The organism is Methanobrevibacter smithii ATCC 35061 (genome assembly GCF_000016525.1).
In the GTDB taxonomy this organism is placed as follows: domain Archaea; phylum Methanobacteriota; class Methanobacteria; order Methanobacteriales; family Methanobacteriaceae; genus Methanocatella; species Methanocatella smithii.
In genome coordinates, this window is the sequence record NC_009515.1 from 303,637 (window position 1) to 327,500 (window position 23,864).

Here is a 23,864-nt window from a genome sequence, read left to right on the forward strand (position 1 = left end):
AACTAGATTAAATGCATTATCAAATAAACAATAACAGCAGCAATTATTCCTATTAAAGTCTCTATCCTACCATATCCCGGTCTTTCACCTATTACAAAACCAGCCAAAAGAAGACCGACAGCTATCAAACCTTGAGAAAATTGACAATTAACTGCCAGCATCCAACCAATAACTGAAACCACACACATTACAACATTTAAACCTTTAACAATGAAAGGTTCTCCATGCTGCTTATAACTGTATAATAATCCAATTATTGACCCTATAATAAATGCAAGTAAATAAATTAAAAATTCCAACATAATATCATCTCTAAACTGGTCTAAATCTTATTATAAATAAACATATAATCACTATAAAAGTTATGACAAAAAATAACTTTTCTAAATTCTCAATATGGTGAGAAAAATGCCCTTTAAGAGTTAAAATAATTAATGCAGTACAAAATAACATTAAAATAACCATATATCCAATTAAAGTTGTATGAAGGAAAGTAGTTATTAAAGTAAGAACCACTGCACCAAATCCAACTAAAGAAGTTAAATATATTGTAGCTTTATCATTCATCATCTCAACCTCATACAAATATCATTAAAAGTGTTCCAACAAAACAAACCGCACCAATTGTTATCTGAGTCATAACAGAATGGTTCGGATTTAACATTGGAGTTACAGCATTAATAAATCCAGTAATAAATGTTATAATTATCATTCCCAAAGCATAATAAACCGGAGATAAAGGTCCAAAGAATATTGTTAAAAATACCCAAAGCATCACATACCATGAAACAGACTCTGAAAACATTATAAATCCTCTTAAGAATCCAAAGTGTTCTGTTTCAAATCCGGAAATTAAATCTTTACCTTTTGTAATTCCAAATGGAGAATACGGAGACTTGGATATAATCAGCATAAAGAACATCAGAGCAGCTAAAGGAATGGAAAATGCCAAAGGACCATGAACTCCCTGATATGCTATAATTTTTCCAATATTCATGGAATCTGTTTTTAAATAAACAAGAACAATAGCTGCAAATAATGGAAGTTCAGTAGCTGCAGATAAAACTGCCCTTACACAGCTCAGTTTACCATAAGGAGAACCAGAACTTGATCCGGAATTATGTTCCACAATTTTGTAAACTGCATAAACACCAAACAGGATAAGTAATGAATCATGAGCTACAGGACCTACAATAACACCAACAACCCAAATTATAGCCAAAATAACAACAATACCAACATAAAATGGCATTGAAACAGTTTTTGGAAATGAAGATTCTTTAAAAAAGAACTTTAAAGAATGTAATAAATGCTGAATAATTGGAGGGCCCGGTCTAAGCTGAACACGAGCAATGACTTTTCTGTGCAAACCTAAAAGCAAACTGCCTGCAAGGAATGCGATTATTACATTAATTAAAATATCTGCCATCAAATTCATAATACCACTAATATCCTGTAAATGGTTCTTTTATCCTTTCTTCCTTATCATCTTTTCTCGGTTTGGCCATTGTTAATAAACCTAAACCTAAAATCCATAATGGAATTCCGAAAATAGCTATTACATACACAGCCCAGCTGGCCATATCAAATATTAAAGCAGCCAATATAGCCAATGTAGAGATTGCCAATAATATAATACTTATAATTTTTTGAATATCCATACTCTCACTACCATAAAACTAATAATAATATCTCCACTGCTCTAATAATAACAAATAATGAACTTAAATGAATAATAACCAAAAATGGAGAACCTGGAGTTCTAAACATTTCTGCCTTACTTGCAAAGAATGGTGCAACACCACACTCTCCCAAAATTCCAAGCAGCATCAGTAAAGCACCAAAAATCATCATTGGAGTTGCATGCATTTGATTTAGCACCAGCAAACTCAATGTTCCAGAAGAAGCAAGGACAATAGCTGCTCCACCAAATAACGGCAAACTACACATCATAGCTATTAAACCATAATTAAAAGCAGAGTTTAAAACACTAACCTGCCTTACAGCTGAAACAATACCAATATTCACAATACCAATTAATGCTATGAACAAAGTAAAGTTAAACAAATCTCCAGTAATCATTGCCCCTGCAGAAGCTATACCACAGATTACAGATAAAAATCTTCTTTGCTTAAACTCTTTTGGACCTACTTTCACATCTGTATTTCCAAGTTTCATGAAAGTAGCTTCGACTTGTGTTTCTGGTTTACTTACAGCTATCAATAAGGTAAACCCTAACATTACAGCAAATAAAAACAAATTAAGAGGTGTGAAGTACAATACAATATCCCCAAAAGGAACTGTACCCAATAAATTTCCACCAAGTGTACTAAAATCCATATTTACTTACTCCTTATTCATATCTTCTCTCATAAGCACTCCAATTAAACCAACTTTTGAAGCTACTTTTAATAACAATCCACAAGCCGCTAAGAATAAACTTAATAACCATAACTTAGGCATTATAAAGAATAATGCAAATCCAATAATCCATAAACACCAAGCAATACCTGAAACTCCACCAAGTCCTTCTAAAGTGAAAACAGGCAAACCTCTTGCTTTTTTAGAAATTGCATATAATAAAATTCCCCCACCCGCTACTGCACCACCAGTAAATCCGGTTAAAAAGATACCATAAGCTATTAAAGCCAAAGCAATGAAATTAGGTGCTGTAGTCATAATTTCCAAATCCAAATTAAATGGAATCGGGAATAATGAAGTGCCTTCAGGCAAGCTTCTTTTAGGATTCTGTTCAATGATATGCATTTCCCTTGAAAGTAAAATCTCTGAAATAGCTAATGTTTCAGCCAGTTCAACTACCAAACCAGGTAAAATCAGAGATTCAGCCAAATCAGTTCCTACAGCAGAAACAACAAAAATCATTGCAAGACCAATTAAATCTGTAAGAATAAGTATATGAATTTCTTCTTTTTTCATAGCAATAGCTATTGATCCTATAAATCCGATAATCAAACCTGCATAAATTGCCGGCAAATACATTGATATAAATGCTTGAGGAACAAACTCAGGAACCAATACCATTAATTATCCCTCCTTAATTGCCTGGCTCTGGATTTAGCATCATTTATTTTAACTTCATTAGCTACTTTTACTGAATCCCCTATAGCCTTCTTAACATTATCTCTTATTTCGTTTTCATCATTTTTTCTATTCATTGTATAATTCATAGACAGCCATGAAGCTATAATAAAGGACATCATCAATATGGAAGATTCCAATATTGTATCAAAACCACGAGTATAATACAATATTTCGTCAATTAATCCACCAGGAGAAGAATAAATAGATGTACCGAAATATGGTGAAATCTGAGAAACCCATAAAGCTACTGGTGACATATATGATGTAATCATACCAATTTCTTCAGCATTTTGAGGAAACTGAGCCATAACTATACCTGGAGTTTTTAAAATTTCTCCTCCCCTATCATAAGGTGCTACAGCTAATCCAGCATCCATCTGTTCTTGAGGTTCAGGTCTGGGATAAATTTGACCAGGATTTAAACTCATCGGAACAATAAAACCTATTAAAAGGATTATTCCCAATGAAAAAGCAAAAATCCTCGGAACATTTTTTGGATTAGCCAATTTATTCCATAAAGCTCCTATCCTCATACGTCTGCCCCCATTTCTTCTAAACGAATAATTGCTCTAAACAAAACAAAAGTAATAACAACAGTTGTTGCAAGTAATGTTAATAAAGCTAAAACATGATTATAAGTTAACAGCACCAAACAAACTCCAATAGAAGCCACTTCTGTATTGAATGTTCTTATAATAGGGTCTTTTACACCTGGACCCCATGCAGTAGCTAAACTACCTACAATAGCTAGAAAAATACCAACATAAAAGAACAGATTAACATCAATCATGTAACTCACCACTTTTAACTTTTCTTTGTCTAATTTCTTTAATTTTAACAATAGCCATAATAAAAATTAAAGTACATAAAGGATCAGACAATGCAACAAACATTGCAACATCCAAATATCTAAATAGCACCACAACAAGTAAAAAACCTGCATCCATTATGGAAAACATAATTACTTTGTCTAATGGTTTTTTCAATAATATTACTCCAAATGCTCCGATTAACATTAAAGCTATTGCAATAATTGATACAACAAATTCCATTTCAACGCCTCAATCAAGAATTATTTCATCATCAAGCTTATCCAAACTTGTTGCAATAGCATTAGCACTAATTGTAGAACATATGAAAAATGCAGCAGCAACTACAAATGCAAATGGTGTTTTAATTACCAAAGCTATTAATGCAGGAACTCCAAAGCCAATGACATTTAAATAAAGCAATTTTGAAACTCTATTTTCAGTTATTAAAGCCCTTAATGCCACATATATTAATATTATCCCAATTATTATTTCAACATACATATAATCACTCTTTAGCATGCCTATTGAACTTTTTAGCTATTTTACCCAGGATAATAGATGCTCTGACTTGATCAATTCCTTGAATTGTTAAAATAGCTATACATATCCCTGCTATAAACATTTCAGGAGTCAAACCTACAAATGAACATACAAACAATATAACAGTTATAGTTAAAGAACCGGTAGTTCCGGCATAACCTGGATCTGCACACAATCTATTTCCCATAAATACAAAGAAAGCGGCCAGTATACCTCCAGGAATTCCTAAAATCATATATCCAATAGACGCTATTAATGTACCGGCAGAAGCATCAGGAGAACATAAAATATTTCCTTGGAAAAATCCACCAGCAATATCTCCATTTCGTTTTTCAATTGAATCTCCAACAGTCTGAACCCCTTTAACTCCAGGCTGTTGTGGAAGTCCAAAATAAGTATCAATAATAACGAAGTTTAACCAACAGATAACAGATGCTACTATAATACCAATTATCTCATTCATTAGCCGGCCTCCTCTTCATTATCTTGTAAAGGTTTTGGAAATACTTCATAAAACAAATATTTCACAAATAATGCAGTTAATACACCAATAACTACAGACAACACTAATCCATTGTAGATAAATGTATAACCTAAAACAAAGAAAAGTGAAAGAATACCTATAGCTATTACTGGAGTAGGATATAACGCACTTACATCAAAAGAATACATATATGGTTTACTTGGTAATAATGGAACTCGTAAAATTAAAGCAACTACAATTGATACTGCAATTGCTACAATATAACATAATGCAGCATCAAAACTAGAAATATTAATATTTGCAAGGCCATAAGCACCACTATAAACACATGAATGCACCATACTAAGATTAAACATATAATATTCCTCTCTATAATTATTAATTATTACAAATGAAAATATATAAATGTTGTTACTTAAAAATAGCTTATACAGCAATAATAGAATGTCAAGTGGTCTAAATGAAAAATAAAAATATAATAATAACCGGAGGACTTGGTTTTATAGGTTCACACATTGCAGATGAACTAATCGAAGACAATAATGTCACTATAATAGATAATCTTTCTTCAGGAAAAGTAGAAAACTTGAAAAACCCAGCTCATGAAAATTTGACCATTATAAAAAATAACTTAAATGATATGAATTTAGATGAAACATTTGCAGATACAGATTACATATTCCATCTTGCAGCTATGGCCAGTGTTCCATTAAGTGTAAATGACCCCATCAAATGCAATGACAATAATGTAAACTCAACTATCAAATTACTGACAGCTGCAAAAAACCAGAACGTGAAAAAAGTAATATTTTCATCATCTTCAGCAGTTTACGGAAACAATGCAAACATGCCTTTAAAAGAAAGTGAATTGATGATGCCTACTTCACCTTATGCGGCATCCAAAGCAAATTGTGAGTTATATCTGCAGGCATTTGAAGAAAGTTACGGTTTGAAATCAATAGCTTTAAGATATTTTAATGTATTCGGCCCCAAACAAGATAAAAACTCTCAGTATGCTGCAGTAATTCCAAATTTTATTGATGCAATACTCAATAATGAACATCCTATAATCTACGGAGACGGTCAGCAAACAAGAGATTTCATATTTGTAAAAGATGTTGCAAAAGCAAATATAGCTGCAGCAGAATCAAATTATACCGGGCCTGTAAATATAGCTACAGGTGAAAAATTAACAGTAAACAGATTATATGAAATAATTGCAGATTCTATGGAAAGCGATTTGGAACCTGTATATGTTGATAAGAGAAAAGGAGATATTGAACATTCAATAGCTGATATTGACAAAATGAGTGAAATTAATTTCAAAGCTGATTCATCCAACTTTGAAAAACAGATTAATGAAACCATACAATGGTTTAAAGAAAATTAAAAAATAGAAATTTAGTGGAATCCGCAATGAGAGCAGGTTTCACATAATTCTTCTTCTGAAGGAACGGTTTTTCCAGTTTCCTGCAATAACACAGACAATGCATAATAATCTTCAGATGCATTTTCTTCTCTTAAAACCGGAGAGATACCTTTAAAAATACATTTAATATCACCAGTTCCACCAATATCTACAGCAGTTGGTTCACCCATCTGAAATCTGTTGAAATATTCAAGAACTTCATCTCTTAAAGCTGAAGGTACTCTGAAATTAAATGAAAGTATATTATTTTCTTTCATTTTAAGTCCAACATATTTTTGTTTTATTTCATAATTTAATCCTAATTTCTTTTTAAAAATTACAATATCAGATATGTCTGAAGATGCCATTTGAATTCCCCCGAAATATTTTTTTTAACTAAAAATTACTTATAACTTTTTTTAGTATATAAACTATTCTTTCATAAAAAATTAATTTTTCAAAATTCATAACGAATTATCACGATTTTTAATAAGGTTTATATAAATTAAAAATCATACTTACATCATTATAATAATTATTGTTATATATATAATAATACACTAATAATTTTAATAAAATTAACATATAACTGAGGTGTTTACTTTGAACGAATATAATAAAAATATTGGTAATAGAGTAAAAGAATTAAGAGAACTCTCTGATATTACCATTCAAGACTTTGCAGAGGAATTAGATATTGATGAAACAATGTATAAACAATATGAAAATGGTGAAGTAGACATACCAGCAAGTTTCTTATGCGAAATTGCAAATAAATTTCAAGTTGATTTAGGTTTACTTTTAACTGGTGAAGAAACCAGAATGAATATTTTCGATGTTACCCGTGCAGATAAAGGTATTTCAGTAGAAAGAAGAAAAGAGTACAAATACGAAAATTTATGTACCAAATTCATTGACAAAAAAGCTGAAATTTTTATTGTAACTGTGGATCCTAAAGAAGACGCAGTTCCTTCATTAAACAGTCACCCTGGACAGGAATTTAACTATGTTCTTGAAGGCTCTTTAAAATTTTATATCCACAATAATGAAATTACATTAAACGAAGGAGATTCAATCTTCTTTGATTCCAGCCATAGACATGCTATGGTTGCACTTAACGATGAAAAAGCTAAATTTTTAGCTATAATAATGTAAAACCACAGAGGTTAATAATATGACATCATTAATTGAAGATTATGTAAATAGAGTTGATTTTGACTCATATGAAGATTTTCACAAAAATTTTAAAATAACATATCCTGACAATTTTAATTTCGGGTTTGATGTAATCGACAAATATGCTGAAATAGACCCTGAAAAAATCGCTTTAATCTGGACAAACGATGAAGATGAAAAACACACTTTCACCTTTTCAGATGTTAAAAAGTATAGTAATAAAATTGCAAACTTTTTTACTAAAAAAGGCATTAAAAAAGGTGATAAAGTAATGCTTACCTTAAAAAACAGATACGAATTCTGGTTTACCATGGTTGCATTGCATAAAATCGGAGCAGTAGCTATTCCTGCAACCCACATGTTAAAACTTCATGATATTGATTTCAGGATAAAAAATGCCAATGTCAAACTTATCGTAACTGTTGAAGAAGACAGATTAATTCCAGATTATGAAGAAGCTCAAAAGGAACTTGGCACTGATTTGGTAAAATGTGTAATTGAAAGGGATCTTGACGGCTGGATTAATTTTAATAAAGCTATCGAAGAGGAAAGCGATGAATTTGAAAGACCGACCGGAGACGATGAAGTGCTTGCAGATGACATTTCATTAATTTATTTCACATCAGGTACAAGCGGACTTCCTAAAATGGTAGCTCACAAACAAACTTACGGATTAGGACACATTCCAACAGCTAAATATTGGCATAAAGTAGAAGAAGACGGTATACACCACACAGCAGCAGATACCGGATGGGGAAAAGCAGTCTGGGGAAACTTCTACGGACAATGGATTGCAGGATCTGCAGTTTTCATATATGATTACGACAGATTCAACGGTATTAAATTACTTGAAAAAGTTATTGAAAATAAAGTAAACACTTTCTGTGCTCCTCCAACAATATACAGATTCTTAATTAAAGAAAACATCAAAGGATATGACTTTTCAAACATACATCATGTAACAACAGCTGGAGAACCATTACCTCCTGAAGTATCAAAAAGGTTTAAAGAAATATCCGGACTGAGAATTAAGGAAGGATTCGGTCAAACCGAAACAGTATTGACTATTGCAACTTTTGACTGGATAGATGCAAAATTAGGTTCTATCGGAAAACCAAGCCCGTTATTTGATGTTAAATTATTAAATGAAAATGATGAAGAAGTTGACATAGGTCAGGAAGGTGAAATCTGTATTGATGTATCTCATGGCATAAGTCCTGGTTTATTTAAAGAATATTACAAAAATCCTGAAAAACAGGCTGCACAATGGCATGACGGCTACTACCATTGCGGAGATACCGCATGGAAGGACGAAGACGGATATATCCATTTCATAGGAAGAAATGATGATATTATTAAAAGTTCAGGATACCGTATTGGACCTTATGAAGTAGAAAGTGCAGTATTATCCCATGAATCAGTAAGTAACTGTGCAATTACTGCATATCCTGATGAAATAAGAGGACAAATCGTAAAAGCTACAATCATATTGCAACCAGGATACGAAGGTTCCGAAGAACTTAAAAAAGAAATTCAAAATCATGTAAAAAGAGTTACAGCTCCTTATAAATATCCAAGATTAATTGAATTTGTGGATGAAATTCCAGAAACAATAAGTGGAAAAATAAGAAGAGTAGAAATCAGAAATAACGATAACAAAAAGGAATAGATGGTAAAATGGCTGATGTATCATATCCAATAATACACAAAGAAGAATGTAAAGGCTGCGGGAGATGTGTTTTAGGATGCTCCCAAAATGTTATTAAAATAGGTAGTGAGCTTAATAAAGCAGGATATCGCTATGCATATTACAGCGGAGAAGGTTGCAGCGGATGCAGGGATTGTTTCCTTACATGCCCAGAACCCTTAGCTCTCGAAGTTTATGTATATACTAAAAAGGAGGAAGACAATGACTAATCAAATGGTAAAAGGAAATACTGCAGTTATCATTGGAGCAATGTATGCTGGATGCGACTGTTTCTTTGGATATCCAATTACACCTGCAAGTGAAATTCTTCACGAAGCATCCAAATACTTCCCAATGGTTAACAGAAACTTCGTTCAAGCAGAAAGTGAGGAAGCTTCAATCAACATGATATATGGAGGAGCTTCAACAGGACACCGAGTTATGACTGCATCTTCCGGACCTGGAATAAGTTTAATGCAGGAAGGCTTTACTTATCTGGCTGGTGCAGAATTGCCTGCAGTAATTGTTGACATTATGAGGGCAGGACCAGGATTAGGTAATATTGGACCTGAACAGGGAGATTATAATCAGGTAGTTAAAGGTGGAGGTCACGGTAATTATAAAAATATAGTTTTAGCTCCAAACAGTGTACAGGAAATGTGCGATTTAACTATGAAAGCATTTGAATTAGCTCATAAATACAGAAATCCTGTTGTTGTACTTGCTGACGGTACTCTTGGACAAATGGCTGAACCTTTAGAATTCCCAAAAGAAGCTGTTGACCCTACAATAGATGAATCCTGGGCAGTACGTGGAAACAAAGACACAATGGAAAATTTAGTCACTTCCATTTTCCTTGATTTTGACCAGTTAGAAGACTTCAACTTTGAAATTCAGGAAAAATATGCTAAAATAGCTGAAAATGAAGTTGAATACGAAGATTACAAACTTGACGATGCTGAAATTGTTTTAGTATCTTATGGAATTAGTAGTAGAGTAGCCAGAAGTGCAGTTGATGTTTCCCGTGAAAAAGGATTAAAAGTAGGACTTTTAAGACCTATTACATTATCACCATTCCCAGAAGAAAAAATTAAAGAGCTTGGTGATAAGGGAGTAAGTTTCGTTTCTGTAGAAATGAGTAACGGTCAGTTATTGGAAGATATACAGTTAGCTGCTTTAAGAAAAGAAAATACTTACCTTGTCAACAGGATGGGTGGAAACTTAATTGAACTTAAACAGATTCTTAAAAAGATTTACGAAATAGCTGAAATTGATGAAGAATTACCAAAAGGTACTTCCGAAAAAGGAAAAACAGGAAAATATATTATTGATTAGGGATGTGAAAAAATGGATGAAAAAAGTTTAGCACCAAAAAACCTAGAAGATTATGAATTATCAATACGTAAACGTCCTGAGTCAATTTATCCATCTTTTCCAAGAAAAGGTGAAACTAACCAAACCACTACACATTACTGTGCAGGATGTGGACACGGAATTATCCATAAATTAATTGCAGAATGTATGGATGAACTTGGAATACAAGAAAGATGTGTCATGATTTCTCCTGTAGGATGTTCAGTATTTGCTTATTACTACTTCAACTGCGGAAATGTACAAACAGCTCATGGAAGAGCACCTGCAGTAGCTACAGGTATTTCCAGAGCAGAAGATAATGCAATTGTAATGAGTTACCAGGGAGACGGAGATTTAGCATCCATTGGTTTAAATGAAACATTACAAGCAGCAAACAGAGGAGAAAAAATAGCAGTATTCTTTGTAAACAATACAGTTTATGGAATGACTGGTGGACAAATGGCACCAACAACTTTAGTTGGAGAAAAAACTGTTACCTGTCAAACAGGAAGAGATCCTGATTATGCAGGATATCCAACCCATATGTGTGAATTAATTGACAGCTTAAAGGCGCCAGTATTTATTGAAAGAGTTTCACTAGCTACTCCTTTAAAAATCAGACTTGCAAAATATGCTATCAAACAGGCATTAACCATTCAAAAAGAAGGAAAAGGATATTCATTTGTAGAAATCTTATCCCCATGTCCTACCAACTTAAAACAAGATGCAAAAGGTGTTCAAGACTTCCTTGAAAATCAGATGGAAAAAGAGTTTCCGGTCAAAAACTTCAGAAATGAATTGAAAGACAGAAAACCAATTATAAGACCTGAAAATGATTACACAATCGATTCCCTAGATAAAATATTCAATGTAGACAGAAGCGGAGACTCCGCTTACTGTGAAAGTACTGGTATGGAACCTGTAACCATAAAAGTAACCGGATTTGGAGGACAAGGTGTTTTAAGTGCAGGTCTTACAATAGCTCAGGCTGCCTGCAGTGAAGGCAAACATGTTTCATGGTATCCAAGTTACGGACCAGAACAAAGGGGAGGAAGCTCAAACTGTTCCATTGTAATTTCTGATGAAACCATAGGAACTCCAGTTGTAGAAGATATTGACATTCTCATTGCTCTAAACAAACCGTCTTTAGAGAAATTTGCCAAAGATGTTAAAGAAAACGGAACTATTATCTATGATTCCCGTATAGGTGATGTTGAAGTTGATAAAAACATCAATATAATCAAAGTTCCTTCAATTGAAATAGCTGAAAAATTTGGAAACACAAGAACTGCAAATACTGCTTTAATTGGTGTTTTAATGGAATTGAAGAAAACTTTAGCACCAGAATCCTATGAAAATGCTATTAAACATATGTTTGCATCCAAACCTAAAGTCATTGATGTAAATATTGATGTTTTAAAAGCTGGAGCGCAATGGGTAAAAGACAACTCTTAAATTAAATGTGGTTTCATGACATATAAAGAAATAGCTAAAAAATACTTGGAAAATAATGGAATTACCATAGGAGATACCATTAAAATCAATAAAGAGGATATCTCCTATGAAGGTATCTTATTAGATAGATCTGAAGATAGTGAAGACGGATATTTAGTTTTAAAACTAGACAGCGGATACAATGTCGGTGTAGCTATTGAAAATACACAAGCTGAACTGATTCAAAAAGGTGACAAACCGAAAATTGGTTATGGGGCTGAAGATATAGCTCACGACCCTTCAAAACAAAATATTTCAATAATATCTACAGGAGGAACTGTTTCTTCAATTATTGATTATAGAACTGGAGCAGTTCACCCTAAATTTACAGCAGCTGATTTAATTAAAGCAAACCCTGAATTATTAGATTATGCCAATTATAATGTTAAAGCACTGTACAATATTTTAAGTGAAAATATGCAACCTAAATATTGGGTTGAAGCTGCCGAATCAATAGCTAATGACATATCTGATGGTTCTGACGGTATTGTAATAGCTCACGGTACTGACACATTACACTACACTGCTGCTGCATTAAGTTTCATGTTAAAAACACCGGTTCCAATTGTAATAACAGGAGCTCAGAGAAGTTCAGACAGGCCATCCAGTGATGCTAATATGAACCTCATTGATTCTGTAGTAGCTGCAAAATCAGATATTGCTGAAGTCAGCGTATGTATGCATGGAAGTTTAAATGATTCCTACACTTATCTTCATAAAGGTACTAAAGTCCGTAAAATGCACACCAGCCGCAGAGATACATTTAGAAGCATTAACTATGAACCAATAGCTAAAATTGAAAATCATTCTGTTGACATTAACCCTAATTACAGATACACTAAAAGAAATGAAAATGAATTGGAAGTCAACAGTGCTGTTGAAGAAAAAGTAGGGCTTATCAAAAGTTTTCCTGGAATCTGTGAAGAGCTTATTGAATATCATATTGATAAAGGATATAAAGGTCTTGTTATTGAAGGAACCGGTCTTGGACATGTCCCAGACAAATTAATAACTCCTTTAGCTAGAGCACATGATGAAAATATTCCTGTTGTCATGACTTCCCAGTGTTTATACGGTAGAGTAAATATGAATGTTTATTCCACCGGAAGAGAAATATTAAATGCAGGAGTTATATCTGGAAGAGATATGACTCCTGAAACCGCTTATGTTAAATTAAGCTGGGTTTTAGGTCAAACTAATGATATTGGAGAAGTTGCAAAACTAATGAATAAAAATATAGCTGGAGAATTTAATGAAAAGTCTTCAATCAAATATTTCTTAAATTAAGGTCGTGTGAAAATGGATTGGGAAAAATTAGGACTTAAAATGGGACTTGAAATTCATCAGCAATTAAATACTAAACATAAACTCTTTTGTCCTTGTAAAACCGAGTTAGTTGATGAAGATTACAATGAAATTGTTGAGAGAAACTTAAGGCCAACACAAAGTGAACTTGGTGAAATTGACAGGGCTGCTCTTCAGGAGTCTTTACGTGGTTTAAACTTCAAATATGAATCTTATGACCACCACACTTGTCTTGTTGAAAGTGATGATGAACCTCCTCACAGCTTAAATAAAGAAGCTCTTGAAATCTGTATTACAATAGCTGCATTGATGAATATGCATATTGTAGATGAATTCCATACAATGAGAAAACAGGTTATTGATGGAAGTAACACCGGAGGATTCCAAAGAACAGGACTTGCTGCAACTGACGGTTATCTTGACACTCCTTACGGCAGGGTAGCTATTGAAAGTTTAGGTCTTGAAGAAGATGCAGCCAGAAGAATTGAAACTACTGAAGATTACACTGAATTTAGATTAGACAGGTTAGGTATTCCTCTTGCAGAAATTACAACAGATCCGTCTATGCACCATCCTGATCAAGTCCGTGAAGTTGCATATATGATCGGTCAGGTTTTAAGAAGTACTAATGTAAAAAGAGGTCTCGGAACCATCAGACAGGATTTAAATATTTCAATTGAAAAAGGAGCCCGTGTTGAAATTAAAGGTGTTCAAAACCTTGATTTAATGAGCGAAATTGTAGAAAATGAAGTTCAAAGACAGCTTGCATTAATTGAAATAAAAGAAGAATTGAACAAAAGAAATGCTGAAGTGCTTGAAGAAATTCATGATTTAGATAGCTTATTTGAAAATACCAAGTCCAAAATATTATCTTCAGCAGAATCCATAAAAGCAGTTGTATTAAAAGGTTTCAACGGACTTATCGGAAAAGAAGTTCAGCCTGGAAGAAGATTTGGTACTGAAATAGCAAGTTATGCTAAAAAACGTGGAGTTTCAGGAATATTCCACAGTGACGAACTACCTGCATACGGTATTACACAGGACGAAGTAAATTCAGTGAAAGACTATTTGAATGTTGGTTCTCAGGATGCATTCATCATTGTTGCACATGATGAAAATGTAGCTATTTCAGCACTGGAAGAAGTTAAAAGAAGAGCTAATCTCGGATTTGAAGGAGTTGTTGAAGAAACACGTAAATCATTAGACGATGGAAATACTGAATATATGAGACCTCTTCCTACAGCTAACAGGATGTATCTTGAAACAGATATTCCATTATTTAAAATAACTGATGAACTGGTCGAACCAATTAAAAACAACTTACCGGAACTTCCTGATGTTAAAAAAGAAAGAATTATTAAAGAATACAATTTAAGTGAAGATTTAGCCAGCCAGCTAGTTAAAAGATTAGAAGCTGATGTCTTTGAAGAGATATTAACTGATGTTGAAGTAGATCCAACACCAGTAGCTTCCCTTCTTGCTTATGATTTAAGAGAAATTAAAAGGGAAGGTCTTGACATTGATATTTTAACTACCCGACACTTAAAAGATATTTTCCAACTTTTAGCAGATTCCAAAATAGCTAAAGATAGTGTTACCAAATTAACAACCTGCGTAATACAATCACCTGATGAGGAAATCGAAATAACAGCTAAAAACAATAATCTGACTTTGCTTAGCCATGAAGAAGTTACTCAAATCATAGAAGACATTGTCAATAAAAATGAAGCTATGGTTAAAGAACGCCAGATGGGAGCTATGGGTCCTTTAATGGGAATGAGTATGAAAGAACTTAAAGGCAAAGCTGACGGAAGTATTGTTAACAGAATAGTTAAAGAGTCCATTCAGAAAATGTTATAAAAGAGTTAATAACTCTTTTACTTATTTTTATTTAAAATTCAATAATACTGTTGATTAACATCCATAAAATAAAAATTATAATTATCTATTTAAATAGCTAATTTAGCTGTTTAACGATGTTTTTACGATATTACTTATTTTCAAAACAGGAAAAAACTTTTTATTTAAACCCTTTTAAATATTATAAATGGAGGTGAAAATATAAGGAAACTATCAATTCTTCTTATATTCTTACTTTTAGTAATCGTTATTCCTGCAGTTTCTGCTGAATAAAATGTTACATCCGATAATATTGATAACTCGATAACTATTGGTCCCGAAGATTCAATACAAACAGCAGTAAATGATGCAAATAGCTCAGCCACCATTTATCTAACACCCGGAACTTATTACCAAAACGGAATAAAAGTTGATAAAAACTTAACATTTCAAGGAAAGGGAAATGCTAAAGACATCATAATAGATGGGCAGCATAAAGACAGCATTATATTAATCAATTCTGTTTCAACAGTGAAATTTATTAATATAACCTTTATAAACGGTGATGGTCATGATTACGGTGGTGCAATCCACAGTGAACACGGTGGTAAGGTATATGCAGATACATGTATCTTTAAAGACAATAAAGCAAATGAAAATGGCGGAGCTATTTCAGTAGCAGGAGAACAATTTTACAAACTTAGAAAAAAAATACTAACAAAGGATAATTACATCCGGACCTCTTGAAGTAACCAATTCAATTATTGCTAACAATTACGGTGAAAGTGGAGTCATATATGTTGATGAAGAAACACCCAATATACCTTCCAAGGTAATATTCCACAATAATCTTATAATGGACAATTATGCGAAGAACAATAAAATCTTTGTAATTGAACACTCAATAGCAAAAGATTCCAATATTGATAGAAATGATTTTGGAACTACCAATACAACTATAATAGTTGATGACAAAACAGGCACCTTCCAAATACCAACTAAATTCATCAGTATAAATCCAATAACTCCTAATCCAAAACCAACTAATCCAGTAACTCCAAACACTCCTGCAAATCCTGAAACTAATACAACAAAACCTGTTACAAATTAGCAGCAACAATCATACAGACAACATTATTAACAATATAGTTTCAGCCATAAGCAATGAAGTTAATAAAATTGTTTCCAATGAAAATAAAATTGTCAGCAACTCTACTGAAAGTAATGTGAATGTAGGAACAGACTCTTCACAGGAAGCAAAAACCGGTGACTCTGAAAAAAGTGTTCATGAACTTCTTGACAAAGATGTTTCAAAACAAACACAAATTAATCCAATACCTTTTATAATCGTGTTAATTATTGTTTTTGCTGTTTTAATCTTTAGTTATTACAGATATAAGAAAAACGAATAATTAATCTCTTTTTTCTTTTTTTAAACTTATCAAAATAAAATAATACTTTCATTAATTTTAAATAATCCCAAACAATATAATTAAATTAACTAAATATTGAGGTTATTAACATGAAAACTTATGATATAATCATAGTTGGAGCAGGTCCTGGAGGATTAACTGCTGGAATCTATGCAGGAAGACAAGGAACAAAAACATTAATTTTGGATAAAGGACTGGCTGGTGGAATTGGTCGTGAAGTTCCACTAATGGAAAATTATCCTGGATTTGACACAATTTCAGGTTTTGAATTAGTTGAAAAAATGAAATTGCAGTGTATGAAATATATTGAATTGCATGAAAATGAAATTGTAAAAAACATAGAAAAAAACAATGATAACTTCCTTGTTACAACACATAAAGATGAATACTGCGGAAAAACAATAATTTTAGCTACTGGAAGTTCACATAAGCATCTGGAAATTCCCGGAGAAGAAGAATATTTAGGCAAGGGAGTTAGCTATTGCGCTACCTGTGACGGATTATTCTTTAAGGACAAAGATGCCATAATGATTGGTGGTGGAAATAGTGCACTGCAAGAAGCTATTTTCCTGGACAATGTCGGCTGTAATGTTACCATTATCCATAGAAGAGATGAACTAAGAGCTCAGCAATATCTGCAAAAGGAAATTAAGGAAAGAAATATTGATGTTATTTACGATACAACAGTTGAAGAAATAAAAGGAAATGCTCTTGTAAATTCTGTAATTCTAAAAAATGTTAAAACTAATGAATACAGTGAATTTAAAACACAGGGAGTTTTTGTTGGCATAGGATATAAACCACATAATGAATTAGCCAAAAAATTAAATGTTGAATTAAGTGAATCCGGAGAAATAATTACAGATAAACATCAAAGAACAAATATTGAAAATGTTTATTCTGCAGGAGATATATGTGGCGGGTTAAGGCAATGGATTGTAGCATGTGGAGAAGGTGCAATAGCTGCAACTTCCGCATATGAAGACATACACAATCACAAATAAATTAAAAACGCTCAGATAAATACACATATATGAAAAATGCTATAACCAATACTATAAACAATGGCAATAACCACATGAATATTTTTAATAGCACTACTGCAATTAAAATTGCAATAATAATATAAATTAAATCTCTAAGTTCCATGACAATGTGATTTATTTAATATTATATATAAAGTTTAAGCAAATAGTGGAAAAATGGAAAGAAAATGGCAATTAATCATATTCTTCATAGCAATGATCATATTATCTGCAGGGGGATATGGGTATATCATTAGTGAATTTACAGCACCTCCAGAAATGGAAACCTATGACTTTGGAGAGTTTACCATGGAAATACCTGAAGACAGCAATGTTAAATTAGCATGTTCTGATTTATCATTAAGTGTATATGTTGGAGACAATTTTCAAGTTATAAAAATTAACAAAACATTTTATGAAAATCAGAATGAATTAAATCATATATTGGAACAGACAAGCATTGAAAATTTAACCAACTCTTCAAGAATTGTGGAAACTTCCAACAACATCACATACTACCAAATAACAGATGAAAATAATATCATAGGATTTGAAAATGAAACATACATTGCAATAAATAATAATAACCCAAGCAGCATCATTATAATCGGCAGCTATGATTTGGATTTGCTAAAACAGATAACACCTACAATAAAAAACAAATAATAGGGCAAAAATGCCCTTATCTTTTTTTACATTATTAAATTAAAATACTTTTATGCAGCGTTATTTTTGTAATTGGCACAGATTTACTTGTGGCTACATCAATAATTTTTTCAAATAAAATAAAGACTATGTGCTGATTTTAGAGCATTTACAATGACTGTTTCGTCAGATACAAAATTTGAACAACAAAATTCAAATTCAAAATTTTCAAAAACATTGAAATTAATTTATGAAAACCTATTTTTCTTTTTTTGAGTCTGTAAAATTTTATAGGCTTATTTGATTTTAATGTGTTTTTCAGTCCAATTTTGCATTTGATAGTCTAAAAATGTCAGGATTCCATTTTTGGTTTTGTATATTTTCTTTATTTTTTCAGGATTGGTTTGTCTGTAGTAATTTTCGACTTTATTTGATGTTTTTTCTATATTTTCATCATCAAGATATTCTACGTATCTGTGGAAGTGATTTATGATATGTTTTCTTATGAAATCTTTTAAAACAACTGGTATGGCCGTATATTTTTGTAAATATTGTTTAAATTGTTCTATTGCTTCTTTTTTTGAGTTTTGTCTGAAACAGTTTTTTAATTCTTGTGCATTTTCGTAAATATGGTCTCTTTGTTTTCCATTAATCTTGTTTCTTCTACAATATACTTTTAATTTATGGTTTATTGTTTGAAACAGATGAAATATGCACAATTGATGTTTTACTTCTATTTCATCTGCTACATTACGATACATTGGGAATAAATCGGTTGTTAGGCAAATGAATGGTTTATTTTCTGTTGATTCTAAGATAAATTTTTTCGTGTTTTTTGGTATTCTGCGACGTACTATTCGTTCTGTGACTGGAATATTGAGTATTGCATCAAATAAAGTTAATCTGTAGTGTCTAGTTCCATTAAGTCTTAAAAATTGCTCATCATATAAATAATAGCCAGAATATTCAAATTTTTCATTGCTGATGCTTTCTTCGTGATTTTTGTCAGACCAGTTCTTGATTGTTTGATGAGATATTCTGATTCCAAGGAATATTTCAAAGTATTTACTTATTTTACGAAGTGATTGGTACCCTATTTTCATTATTCCTGGAATTTTATCCATTATTTCTTGTAAAAATTGTTTATTTTCACCAATTAATGGATTATTGTATATTCCGAATTTTTTTCCACATTTTTTGCATTGATATTGCTGTTCTTTGAATTCTGTTGTTTTTCCATTAGTATTTTGTTTGTTTTTCTTTATTGTGCCTTTTTTGATTATTTTGTGGCTTCCACAAACTGGACAAATGGGATTATCATATTTAAAAGTATTATTTTCATCTAAAAATAGTTTATGATTAGTATTTTCAAAATTAGGTGTTTTATTCAATCTTTTTGAAATAATTTTTTCTTGATCAATTTTTTCATCAAAAAAATCATAAAGTTTAAGTTGTATGAAGTCTATATTACTATTGAGGGCAGATTTGTTTTGTTTGGTCATAAAATATTATTTGTCCTCACTTATTAAAGTATTTTACTATTTTTAAATCATTTATATTAAAATTAAAGAAAAATTAGAATGAAATTTCATCAAAATGAAAGTTCAACTGTAAAAAATTAAAAAACAAATAAGCCTATAAAATTTTACAGACTCCTTTTTTTAAAAAATTATTCCCAAAATTTAGTACAAACATATAATAAATAAAAAAAACTAAAATAATAACATTAGATTAGGGAGTAAAAAATGACAATATTAGTTATTAATAATAAAGGCCAATATAATCATAGAATTCAACGTAGCTTACAATATCTTAAAATTCCAACTGAATTAGTTCCAAATACATTAAGTATCGAAGAAATTGAAGCTAAAAATCCAATTGGATTGATTTTAGGTGGCGGACCTTCAATTGAAGGTGCTGGAAATAGTGAAGAATATATTAAACATTTTGATATACCTATTTTAGGAATCTGTTTAGGACACCAGCTAATAGCCAAGGCTTACGGTGGACAAATAGACACGTCCAATACTGAAAGCTATGCTAAAGTTGAAATCAATATTGTTAATGATGAAAACTTATTTTCAGGATTAGCTCCTAAAATGGAAGTCTGGTCTTCCCACAAAGATGAAGTGAAAAGTATCCCTGATGATTTTGAAATTTTGGCTAATTCAAACTTATGCGATGTTGAATCCTTTAAACATACTGAAAAAGATGTTTATGGAATACAATTCCACCCTGAAGTACATCATACTCCTAAAGGATCAACTATATTCGAAAATTTCTATGAAATTTGTAAAAAAAGGTGTAATAATGATTGATAATCCAGAAGACTTAAAAGAAAAAGCACTTGCAAATAAACCAGGTTTAAGAAGACAGTATGTCAATATTCCTGTAGGAGATGAAGAATACGGGTTCAGAATCTCCGGAATTGGTGCTAAAGCTATAAAATTAGAAAAATATGTCAAATATGATGAAATATTTGAAGCACTTGAAGCTGGAAATGAAAACGGTTTGGAAGCAATGGTTAAACAAATCATTGAAGATTATGAAGAAGAAAACGAAGAAGAAGCAGAATAATCATTTGTGGTTGAGACAATGTTAGGTCCAGAAGAATTTATTAAAGATGCTATCCAAAAGATAAAAGAGCAAATAGGTGATGAAAAAGCTATTATTGCTTTATCCGGAGGAGTCGACAGTTCAGTATGTTCTGTTCTTGTCCAAGAAGCTATTGGAGATAATTTAATAGCAATATTTGTAGATCATGGTCTTTTAAGAGAAGGGGAAGTGGAAGAAGTAACTAATACTTTTAAAGATAGATTAAACTTTAATTATGTTGATGCTTCTGAAGAATTCTTAAACGCTCTTGAAGGAGTAGAAGATCCTGAAGAAAAAAGAAAAATCATCGGAAAAGTATTTATTGATGTTTTTGAAAGAGAAGCTGAAAAAACAGATGCAAAATACTTAGTACAAGGTACCATAGCTCCTGATTGGATTGAAAGTAAAGGTAAAATCAAATCCCACCACAATTTAGCACTCCCTAGCGGTATGGTTCTTGAGTTAGTTGAACCAATCCGTGATTTGTACAAAGATGAAGTAAGGGAAATTGGTTTATTATTAGACTTACCTGAAAAAGTAGTTCACAGACAACCGTTCCCAGGCCCGGGTCTTGCTGTTAGAGTTATTGGCTCACTTACACCAGAAAAACTTGATATTTGCAGAAAAGCAAATAAAATAGTAACTGACGAAATAGAAAAAGCAGGTATTGACAAAGATGTATGGCAATATTTCGCAGTATTAACTGACAGTAAAGTTACCGGAGTTAAAGGAGACCAAAGAGACTTCGGTTATTTGGTTGTTTTAAGAATCGTTGATTCCGTTGATGCTATGACTGCATATGTTCCTGAATTACCATGGAAGGTTATTCAAACAATGTCACAAAGAATAACTTCTGAAATTTCTGAAGTAACACATGTTGCATTATCCATAAGTGATAAACCACCTAGCACAATCGAATTCGCTTAAAAACAAATAATCAGTACTTAAATGAAAAAAATTTAGGTACTTTCAAATCTTTTTTTTAATTAAATACTTATTTTCACTAGATTTAAAATGGCAAATATGAAAACAACCAAAAATGCATACCTTGAAAAATTAACCAAACAAATACAGATGAAATCTGTTAAAGTTGGAAAAAATTTAGAGGGAAGCACACCACCGTCTGTTTTTATTGGAAGATGGTCATATCCCAAAGTCTATGCAGGGCCTATGATGGCAAATCAATTAGGAGATACTGCAATTATGGATTCTCCGGAATCCTGGATTGGAGAGCATAAAAATCAGGAAGATATAATTAAATACAGAATGGGTCTCGTAAGAGGAAAACAACTAATTAAAATTGATGATTTAGATAATCCTTTTGTTGAAAAACTACAGGACATCTCCCTGGCTTCCAAAGCAATTGACAGTGAAGCCACTTTTGGCAAACGTCCCACAGGAGCACTGCTGACTGAAGACAGTATGCCTCATGGTCCAAGTGCAGTTATTGAAAAATTTGATATAGATGCAGTCCGCTGGGACAAACAATTGGAAAAAACCTATTATGACACTGATTTGAAAGCCAGTGAAGCTGTTCTAAACTTGCACAATAAAGATGTTCCATTTACAGCTATGCAAAAAGCATTTTCAGTAGGTGCCTTTGGAACAAAAAACAAAAGAAAACTGGTTCCGACAAGATGGTCAATTACAGCATGTGATACCACATTGGCAGACCAATTCTTAAAAGAAGTCAGAAAATTTGAAAAGATTGATACATACAGGGTTTATGAATTCGGAAGCCTGAACAATTATTATGTAATCATATTGACTCCGACAGAATGGCAGTATGAATGGTATGAAGCATTTATTAAAATAATAGGTAAAGAAGAAATTATTTTCTCAGACTATGAAACAAATGGTGGAAAAAAGGAATACTCAAGAGTTGGCGGATGTTATTACACAGCTAAAATGGCAGTTCTTGACAGTTTATTTAAAGAGAAAAAACAGGCAGGATTACTTGTTTTAAGAGAAGCTTACGAAGGTTATGTGCCATTAGGAGTATTTAATGTTAGAGAAAATATGAAAGAAGCTATGAAAAAATCATATAAAGAATTTGAAACCTTAAAAGATGCTATGTTATACTGCGGAAGCAAACTAAAAATACCGGTTAAAAAATATGTAAAGCAGGGAACCCTGTTAAATGAAATGCTTCACACAAAACAGACTACACTGGATCAATACTTCAAATAGTGATAATATGGAATTTAAATTTAAAGAACCTCATAAAGAAACTAGGGAATCTATGGCTAAAGTAGCCAGTGGCGAAAATCCTTATTTAAATGACAAGAACAACAGTTTTGAAAAAAACTGCCAAAAAAAAGTAAAAGAAATTACAGGACATGAATACTGCGAAATAACCAGCAGCGGAAACAACAGTATTTTTATAGCACTGTCAGCTATTGAAGGTTCAGTCATTATACCAGACCAGGGAGGATGGAATGGTTTTAAGCAAATTGCCAACTATTTAAATAAGGAAATAATAACCCTCAAAACAGATTTAGGATTGATAAACACTGATTATTTAAATGAAATGGATATTCCTAAAAACTCCGCCCTAATATTTACAAGTTTTGCAGGATATAGTGCAAACCAGGATACAAAAAGCATTTCAAAATACTGTAAAAACAATGGAATCACAACAATTGAAGATGCTTCTGCAGGAATTGGAGATGAAAAACAGGAGTTGGGAAATGGAAATTTATCAGACATCATAATTGCTTCAACAGGATCTCCAAAAATCATAAATGTTGGAAGCGGCGGCTTTATCAGCTCAAATAAACCTGAAATTTTTGAAAATACCAAACTGCCTCAAAAATTAAGTAAAACTAATGAAATAATATGCAGTGGTATAGATAAAGAACTTGATTTTGTAAAAAGTAATTTGGAACAAACAATAAATGCAACAAACATATTAAAAAAACATATAAATAATACATTTCATGCAAGTAAAAGAGGCGTTAATGTAA

General features: G+C 32.0%; 33 protein-coding genes (1 of these 33 running past the window's edge). 18 read left to right on the forward strand and 15 right to left on the reverse strand.

Annotation, left to right across the window (positions count from 1 at the left end; genetic code table 11):
* Window positions 1-2: 2 nt before the first annotated feature.
* From MSM_RS01545 to MSM_RS01600, 12 genes are read right to left on the reverse strand one after another with little or no spacing between them, the layout of a single operon-like run.
* Complete coding sequence (locus MSM_RS01545) at window positions 3-302, reverse strand: energy-converting hydrogenase subunit EhaL family protein (protein ID WP_004034492.1); 300 nt, start codon at window positions 300-302, stop codon at window positions 3-5.
* Window positions 303-312: 10 nt separating this feature from the next.
* On the reverse strand, window positions 313-570 hold the full coding sequence (locus tag MSM_RS01550) for a hypothetical protein (RefSeq protein WP_011953822.1): 258 nt from the start codon (window positions 568-570) through the stop codon (window positions 313-315).
* A gap of 7 nt (window positions 571-577) precedes the next feature.
* Window positions 578-1,438: a respiratory chain complex I subunit 1 family protein gene (locus MSM_RS01555; RefSeq protein WP_011953823.1), complete on the reverse strand. Its 861-nt coding sequence runs from the start codon at window positions 1,436-1,438 to the stop codon at window positions 578-580.
* 7 nt (window positions 1,439-1,445) lie between these two features.
* Window positions 1,446-1,661 carry a hypothetical protein gene (locus tag MSM_RS01560; RefSeq protein ID WP_011953824.1) on the reverse strand — a complete coding sequence of 72 codons (216 nt, stop codon included), beginning with the start codon at window positions 1,659-1,661 and terminating at the stop codon, window positions 1,446-1,448.
* Window positions 1,662-1,668: 7 nt separating this feature from the next.
* Window positions 1,669-2,340, reverse strand: a complete 672-nt coding sequence (locus MSM_RS01565; protein WP_011953825.1) for a membrane protein — start codon at window positions 2,338-2,340, stop codon at window positions 1,669-1,671.
* Between the two features lie 6 nt (window positions 2,341-2,346).
* Window positions 2,347-3,042 carry an EhaG family protein gene (locus tag MSM_RS01570; protein ID WP_004034504.1) on the reverse strand — a complete coding sequence of 232 codons (696 nt, stop codon included), beginning with the start codon at window positions 3,040-3,042 and terminating at the stop codon, window positions 2,347-2,349.
* On the reverse strand, window positions 3,042-3,635 hold the full coding sequence (locus MSM_RS01575; RefSeq protein WP_011953826.1) for an EhaF family protein: 594 nt from the start codon (window positions 3,633-3,635) through the stop codon (window positions 3,042-3,044). Before MSM_RS01575 ends, MSM_RS01570 begins: the two co-directional genes overlap by 1 nt.
* Window positions 3,632-3,892 (reverse strand): DUF2107 family protein, encoded by a 261-nt coding sequence (locus MSM_RS01580; protein ID WP_004034509.1) that lies wholly within the window; start codon window positions 3,890-3,892, stop codon window positions 3,632-3,634. The genes MSM_RS01575 and MSM_RS01580 overlap by 4 nt, the downstream gene beginning before the upstream one ends.
* Window positions 3,885-4,154, reverse strand: coding sequence for an EhaD family protein (locus MSM_RS01585; RefSeq protein ID WP_011953827.1), 270 nt, complete (start codon window positions 4,152-4,154; stop codon window positions 3,885-3,887). The genes MSM_RS01580 and MSM_RS01585 overlap by 8 nt, the downstream gene beginning before the upstream one ends.
* A gap of 9 nt (window positions 4,155-4,163) precedes the next feature.
* Window positions 4,164-4,415: a DUF2109 family protein gene (locus tag MSM_RS01590; RefSeq protein ID WP_011953828.1), complete on the reverse strand. Its 252-nt coding sequence runs from the start codon at window positions 4,413-4,415 to the stop codon at window positions 4,164-4,166.
* A gap of 4 nt (window positions 4,416-4,419) precedes the next feature.
* Entirely contained in the window at window positions 4,420-4,917 is a 498-nt protein-coding gene (locus MSM_RS01595; protein WP_004034515.1) for a hypothetical protein, read from the reverse strand.
* Complete coding sequence (locus MSM_RS01600) at window positions 4,917-5,294, reverse strand: energy-converting hydrogenase A subunit A EhaA (RefSeq protein ID WP_004034517.1); 378 nt, start codon at window positions 5,292-5,294, stop codon at window positions 4,917-4,919. The genes MSM_RS01595 and MSM_RS01600 overlap by 1 nt, the downstream gene beginning before the upstream one ends.
* A 104-nt stretch (window positions 5,295-5,398) precedes the next feature.
* On the opposite strand from MSM_RS01600, the gene MSM_RS01605 reads away from it, so the two are divergent.
* Complete coding sequence (locus tag MSM_RS01605; RefSeq protein WP_011953829.1) at window positions 5,399-6,328, forward strand: NAD-dependent epimerase/dehydratase family protein; 930 nt, start codon at window positions 5,399-5,401, stop codon at window positions 6,326-6,328.
* Between the two features lie 11 nt (window positions 6,329-6,339).
* Here the strand turns inward: MSM_RS01605 and MSM_RS01610 are convergent, their stop codons facing one another.
* Window positions 6,340-6,714 (reverse strand): hypothetical protein, encoded by a 375-nt coding sequence (locus MSM_RS01610; RefSeq protein WP_004034526.1) that lies wholly within the window; start codon window positions 6,712-6,714, stop codon window positions 6,340-6,342.
* Between the two features lie 226 nt (window positions 6,715-6,940).
* Here MSM_RS01610 and MSM_RS01615 point away from each other — a divergent pair, with 226 nt between their 5' ends.
* The 7 genes from MSM_RS01615 to gatE are packed head-to-tail and all read left to right on the forward strand — an operon-like array spanning window position 6,941 to window position 15,221.
* Window positions 6,941-7,501 (forward strand): helix-turn-helix domain-containing protein, encoded by a 561-nt coding sequence (locus tag MSM_RS01615; protein ID WP_004034725.1) that lies wholly within the window; start codon window positions 6,941-6,943, stop codon window positions 7,499-7,501.
* 19 nt (window positions 7,502-7,520) lie between these two features.
* Complete coding sequence (locus tag MSM_RS01620; protein WP_004034531.1) at window positions 7,521-9,191, forward strand: AMP-binding protein; 1,671 nt, start codon at window positions 7,521-7,523, stop codon at window positions 9,189-9,191.
* 8 nt (window positions 9,192-9,199) lie between these two features.
* Window positions 9,200-9,439 (forward strand): 4Fe-4S dicluster domain-containing protein, encoded by a 240-nt coding sequence (locus MSM_RS01625; RefSeq protein WP_004034532.1) that lies wholly within the window; start codon window positions 9,200-9,202, stop codon window positions 9,437-9,439.
* A complete protein-coding gene (locus tag MSM_RS01630) occupies window positions 9,432-10,544 on the forward strand; it encodes a 3-methyl-2-oxobutanoate dehydrogenase subunit VorB (RefSeq protein WP_004034534.1) in 1,113 nt (370 codons plus the stop codon). The genes MSM_RS01625 and MSM_RS01630 overlap by 8 nt, the downstream gene beginning before the upstream one ends.
* Before the next feature lie 12 nt (window positions 10,545-10,556).
* Entirely contained in the window at window positions 10,557-12,017 is a 1,461-nt protein-coding gene (locus tag MSM_RS01635) for a 2-oxoacid:acceptor oxidoreductase family protein (RefSeq protein WP_004034536.1), read from the forward strand.
* A 15-nt stretch (window positions 12,018-12,032) separates the two neighbouring features.
* Window positions 12,033-13,343: a Glu-tRNA(Gln) amidotransferase subunit GatD gene (gatD, locus tag MSM_RS01640; RefSeq protein ID WP_004034538.1), complete on the forward strand. Its 1,311-nt coding sequence runs from the start codon at window positions 12,033-12,035 to the stop codon at window positions 13,341-13,343.
* A 12-nt stretch (window positions 13,344-13,355) separates the two neighbouring features.
* Window positions 13,356-15,221 carry a Glu-tRNA(Gln) amidotransferase subunit GatE gene (gene gatE / locus MSM_RS01645; protein ID WP_004034546.1) on the forward strand — a complete coding sequence of 622 codons (1,866 nt, stop codon included), beginning with the start codon at window positions 13,356-13,358 and terminating at the stop codon, window positions 15,219-15,221.
* A 164-nt stretch (window positions 15,222-15,385) separates the two neighbouring features.
* Here gatE and MSM_RS01650 read toward each other — a convergent pair whose 3' ends face one another.
* On the reverse strand, window positions 15,386-15,589 hold the full coding sequence (locus MSM_RS01650; protein WP_004034548.1) for a hypothetical protein: 204 nt from the start codon (window positions 15,587-15,589) through the stop codon (window positions 15,386-15,388).
* 142 nt (window positions 15,590-15,731) lie between these two features.
* Here MSM_RS01650 and MSM_RS09320 point away from each other — a divergent pair, with 142 nt between their 5' ends.
* From MSM_RS09320 to MSM_RS01675, 5 genes are all read left to right on the forward strand, one after another.
* Complete coding sequence (locus MSM_RS09320; RefSeq protein WP_011953831.1) at window positions 15,732-15,947, forward strand: adhesin; 216 nt, start codon at window positions 15,732-15,734, stop codon at window positions 15,945-15,947.
* A 109-nt stretch (window positions 15,948-16,056) separates the two neighbouring features.
* Window positions 16,057-16,311, forward strand: coding sequence for a hypothetical protein (locus MSM_RS09325; protein WP_011953832.1), 255 nt, complete (start codon window positions 16,057-16,059; stop codon window positions 16,309-16,311).
* Window positions 16,312-16,426: 115 nt separating this feature from the next.
* On the forward strand, window positions 16,427-16,612 hold the full coding sequence (locus tag MSM_RS09330; RefSeq protein WP_011953833.1) for a hypothetical protein: 186 nt from the start codon (window positions 16,427-16,429) through the stop codon (window positions 16,610-16,612).
* Window positions 16,613-16,722: 110 nt separating this feature from the next.
* Complete coding sequence (gene trxB / locus MSM_RS01670) at window positions 16,723-17,637, forward strand: thioredoxin-disulfide reductase (protein WP_004034556.1); 915 nt, start codon at window positions 16,723-16,725, stop codon at window positions 17,635-17,637.
* Between the two features lie 198 nt (window positions 17,638-17,835).
* On the forward strand, window positions 17,836-18,324 hold the full coding sequence (locus MSM_RS01675) for a hypothetical protein (RefSeq protein WP_011953834.1): 489 nt from the start codon (window positions 17,836-17,838) through the stop codon (window positions 18,322-18,324).
* A 275-nt stretch (window positions 18,325-18,599) separates the two neighbouring features.
* Here MSM_RS01675 and MSM_RS01680 read toward each other — a convergent pair whose 3' ends face one another.
* The gene (locus tag MSM_RS01680; RefSeq protein ID WP_011953615.1) at window positions 18,600-19,805 is read right to left on the reverse strand and encodes an ISNCY-like element ISM1 family transposase; all 1,206 of its coding nucleotides are present in this window, start codon (window positions 19,803-19,805) and stop codon (window positions 18,600-18,602) included.
* A gap of 243 nt (window positions 19,806-20,048) precedes the next feature.
* Here MSM_RS01680 and MSM_RS01685 point away from each other — a divergent pair, with 243 nt between their 5' ends.
* The 5 genes from MSM_RS01685 to MSM_RS01705 all read left to right on the forward strand — a co-directional run.
* A complete protein-coding gene (locus MSM_RS01685) occupies window positions 20,049-20,621 on the forward strand; it encodes a GMP synthase subunit A (protein ID WP_004034560.1) in 573 nt (190 codons plus the stop codon).
* Window positions 20,614-20,880, forward strand: a complete 267-nt coding sequence (locus MSM_RS01690; RefSeq protein ID WP_011953835.1) for a hypothetical protein — start codon at window positions 20,614-20,616, stop codon at window positions 20,878-20,880. The genes MSM_RS01685 and MSM_RS01690 overlap by 8 nt, the downstream gene beginning before the upstream one ends.
* Window positions 20,881-20,898: 18 nt before the next feature.
* Complete coding sequence (guaA, locus tag MSM_RS01695; RefSeq protein WP_004034573.1) at window positions 20,899-21,825, forward strand: glutamine-hydrolyzing GMP synthase; 927 nt, start codon at window positions 20,899-20,901, stop codon at window positions 21,823-21,825.
* Between the two features lie 87 nt (window positions 21,826-21,912).
* Window positions 21,913-23,088, forward strand: coding sequence for an Nre family DNA repair protein (locus MSM_RS01700; protein ID WP_011953836.1), 1,176 nt, complete (start codon window positions 21,913-21,915; stop codon window positions 23,086-23,088).
* Window positions 23,089-23,095: 7 nt separating this feature from the next.
* Window positions 23,096-23,864 carry the 5' portion of a DegT/DnrJ/EryC1/StrS family aminotransferase gene (locus MSM_RS01705; protein ID WP_011953837.1) on the forward strand. Its footprint extends 206 nt past the window's final position, so the window shows 769 of its 975 coding nt (coding positions 1-769); the start codon lies at window positions 23,096-23,098; the stop codon falls past the right edge of the window.

Bases quoted from the DNA above. Each gene is read 5' to 3' on its own strand.
- MSM_RS01545 (WP_004034492.1), bottom strand. From the start codon at position 302: ATGTTGGAATTTTTAATTTATTTACTTGCATTTATTATAGGGTCAATA.
- MSM_RS01575 (WP_011953826.1), bottom strand. From the start codon at position 3,635: ATGAGGATAGGAGCTTTATGGAATAAATTGGCTAATCCAAAAAATGTT.
- MSM_RS01685 (WP_004034560.1), top strand. From the start codon at position 20,049: ATGACAATATTAGTTATTAATAATAAAGGCCAATATAATCATAGAATT.
- trxB (WP_004034556.1), top strand. From the start codon at position 16,723: ATGAAAACTTATGATATAATCATAGTTGGAGCAGGTCCTGGAGGATTA.
- MSM_RS01580 (WP_004034509.1), bottom strand. From the start codon at position 3,892: ATGATTGATGTTAATCTGTTCTTTTATGTTGGTATTTTTCTAGCTATT.
- MSM_RS01680 (WP_011953615.1), bottom strand. From the start codon at position 19,805: ATGACCAAACAAAACAAATCTGCCCTCAATAGTAATATAGACTTCATA.
- MSM_RS09325 (WP_011953832.1), top strand. From the start codon at position 16,057: ATGGACAATTATGCGAAGAACAATAAAATCTTTGTAATTGAACACTCA.
- MSM_RS01675 (WP_011953834.1), top strand. From the start codon at position 17,836: ATGGAAAGAAAATGGCAATTAATCATATTCTTCATAGCAATGATCATA.
- MSM_RS01565 (WP_011953825.1), bottom strand. From the start codon at position 2,340: ATGGATTTTAGTACACTTGGTGGAAATTTATTGGGTACAGTTCCTTTT.
- MSM_RS01560 (WP_011953824.1), bottom strand. From the start codon at position 1,661: ATGGATATTCAAAAAATTATAAGTATTATATTATTGGCAATCTCTACA.
- MSM_RS01570 (WP_004034504.1), bottom strand. From the start codon at position 3,042: ATGGTATTGGTTCCTGAGTTTGTTCCTCAAGCATTTATATCAATGTAT.
- MSM_RS01625 (WP_004034532.1), top strand. From the start codon at position 9,200: ATGGCTGATGTATCATATCCAATAATACACAAAGAAGAATGTAAAGGC.
- MSM_RS01555 (WP_011953823.1), bottom strand. From the start codon at position 1,438: ATGAATTTGATGGCAGATATTTTAATTAATGTAATAATCGCATTCCTT.
- guaA (WP_004034573.1), top strand. From the start codon at position 20,899: ATGTTAGGTCCAGAAGAATTTATTAAAGATGCTATCCAAAAGATAAAA.
- MSM_RS01585 (WP_011953827.1), bottom strand. From the start codon at position 4,154: ATGGAATTTGTTGTATCAATTATTGCAATAGCTTTAATGTTAATCGGA.
- MSM_RS01550 (WP_011953822.1), bottom strand. From the start codon at position 570: ATGATGAATGATAAAGCTACAATATATTTAACTTCTTTAGTTGGATTT.
- MSM_RS01595 (WP_004034515.1), bottom strand. From the start codon at position 4,917: ATGAATGAGATAATTGGTATTATAGTAGCATCTGTTATCTGTTGGTTA.
- MSM_RS01700 (WP_011953836.1), top strand. From the start codon at position 21,913: ATGGCAAATATGAAAACAACCAAAAATGCATACCTTGAAAAATTAACC.
- gatD (WP_004034538.1), top strand. From the start codon at position 12,033: ATGACATATAAAGAAATAGCTAAAAAATACTTGGAAAATAATGGAATT.
- MSM_RS01630 (WP_004034534.1), top strand. From the start codon at position 9,432: ATGACTAATCAAATGGTAAAAGGAAATACTGCAGTTATCATTGGAGCA.
- MSM_RS01690 (WP_011953835.1), top strand. From the start codon at position 20,614: ATGATTGATAATCCAGAAGACTTAAAAGAAAAAGCACTTGCAAATAAA.
- MSM_RS01590 (WP_011953828.1), bottom strand. From the start codon at position 4,415: ATGTATGTTGAAATAATAATTGGGATAATATTAATATATGTGGCATTA.
- MSM_RS01650 (WP_004034548.1), bottom strand. From the start codon at position 15,589: ATGGTGGCTGAGCTATTTGCATCATTTACTGCTGTTTGTATTGAATCT.
- MSM_RS01600 (WP_004034517.1), bottom strand. From the start codon at position 5,294: ATGTTTAATCTTAGTATGGTGCATTCATGTGTTTATAGTGGTGCTTAT.
- MSM_RS01635 (WP_004034536.1), top strand. From the start codon at position 10,557: ATGGATGAAAAAAGTTTAGCACCAAAAAACCTAGAAGATTATGAATTA.
- MSM_RS01605 (WP_011953829.1), top strand. From the start codon at position 5,399: ATGAAAAATAAAAATATAATAATAACCGGAGGACTTGGTTTTATAGGT.
- MSM_RS01610 (WP_004034526.1), bottom strand. From the start codon at position 6,714: ATGGCATCTTCAGACATATCTGATATTGTAATTTTTAAAAAGAAATTA.
- MSM_RS01620 (WP_004034531.1), top strand. From the start codon at position 7,521: ATGACATCATTAATTGAAGATTATGTAAATAGAGTTGATTTTGACTCA.
- gatE (WP_004034546.1), top strand. From the start codon at position 13,356: ATGGATTGGGAAAAATTAGGACTTAAAATGGGACTTGAAATTCATCAG.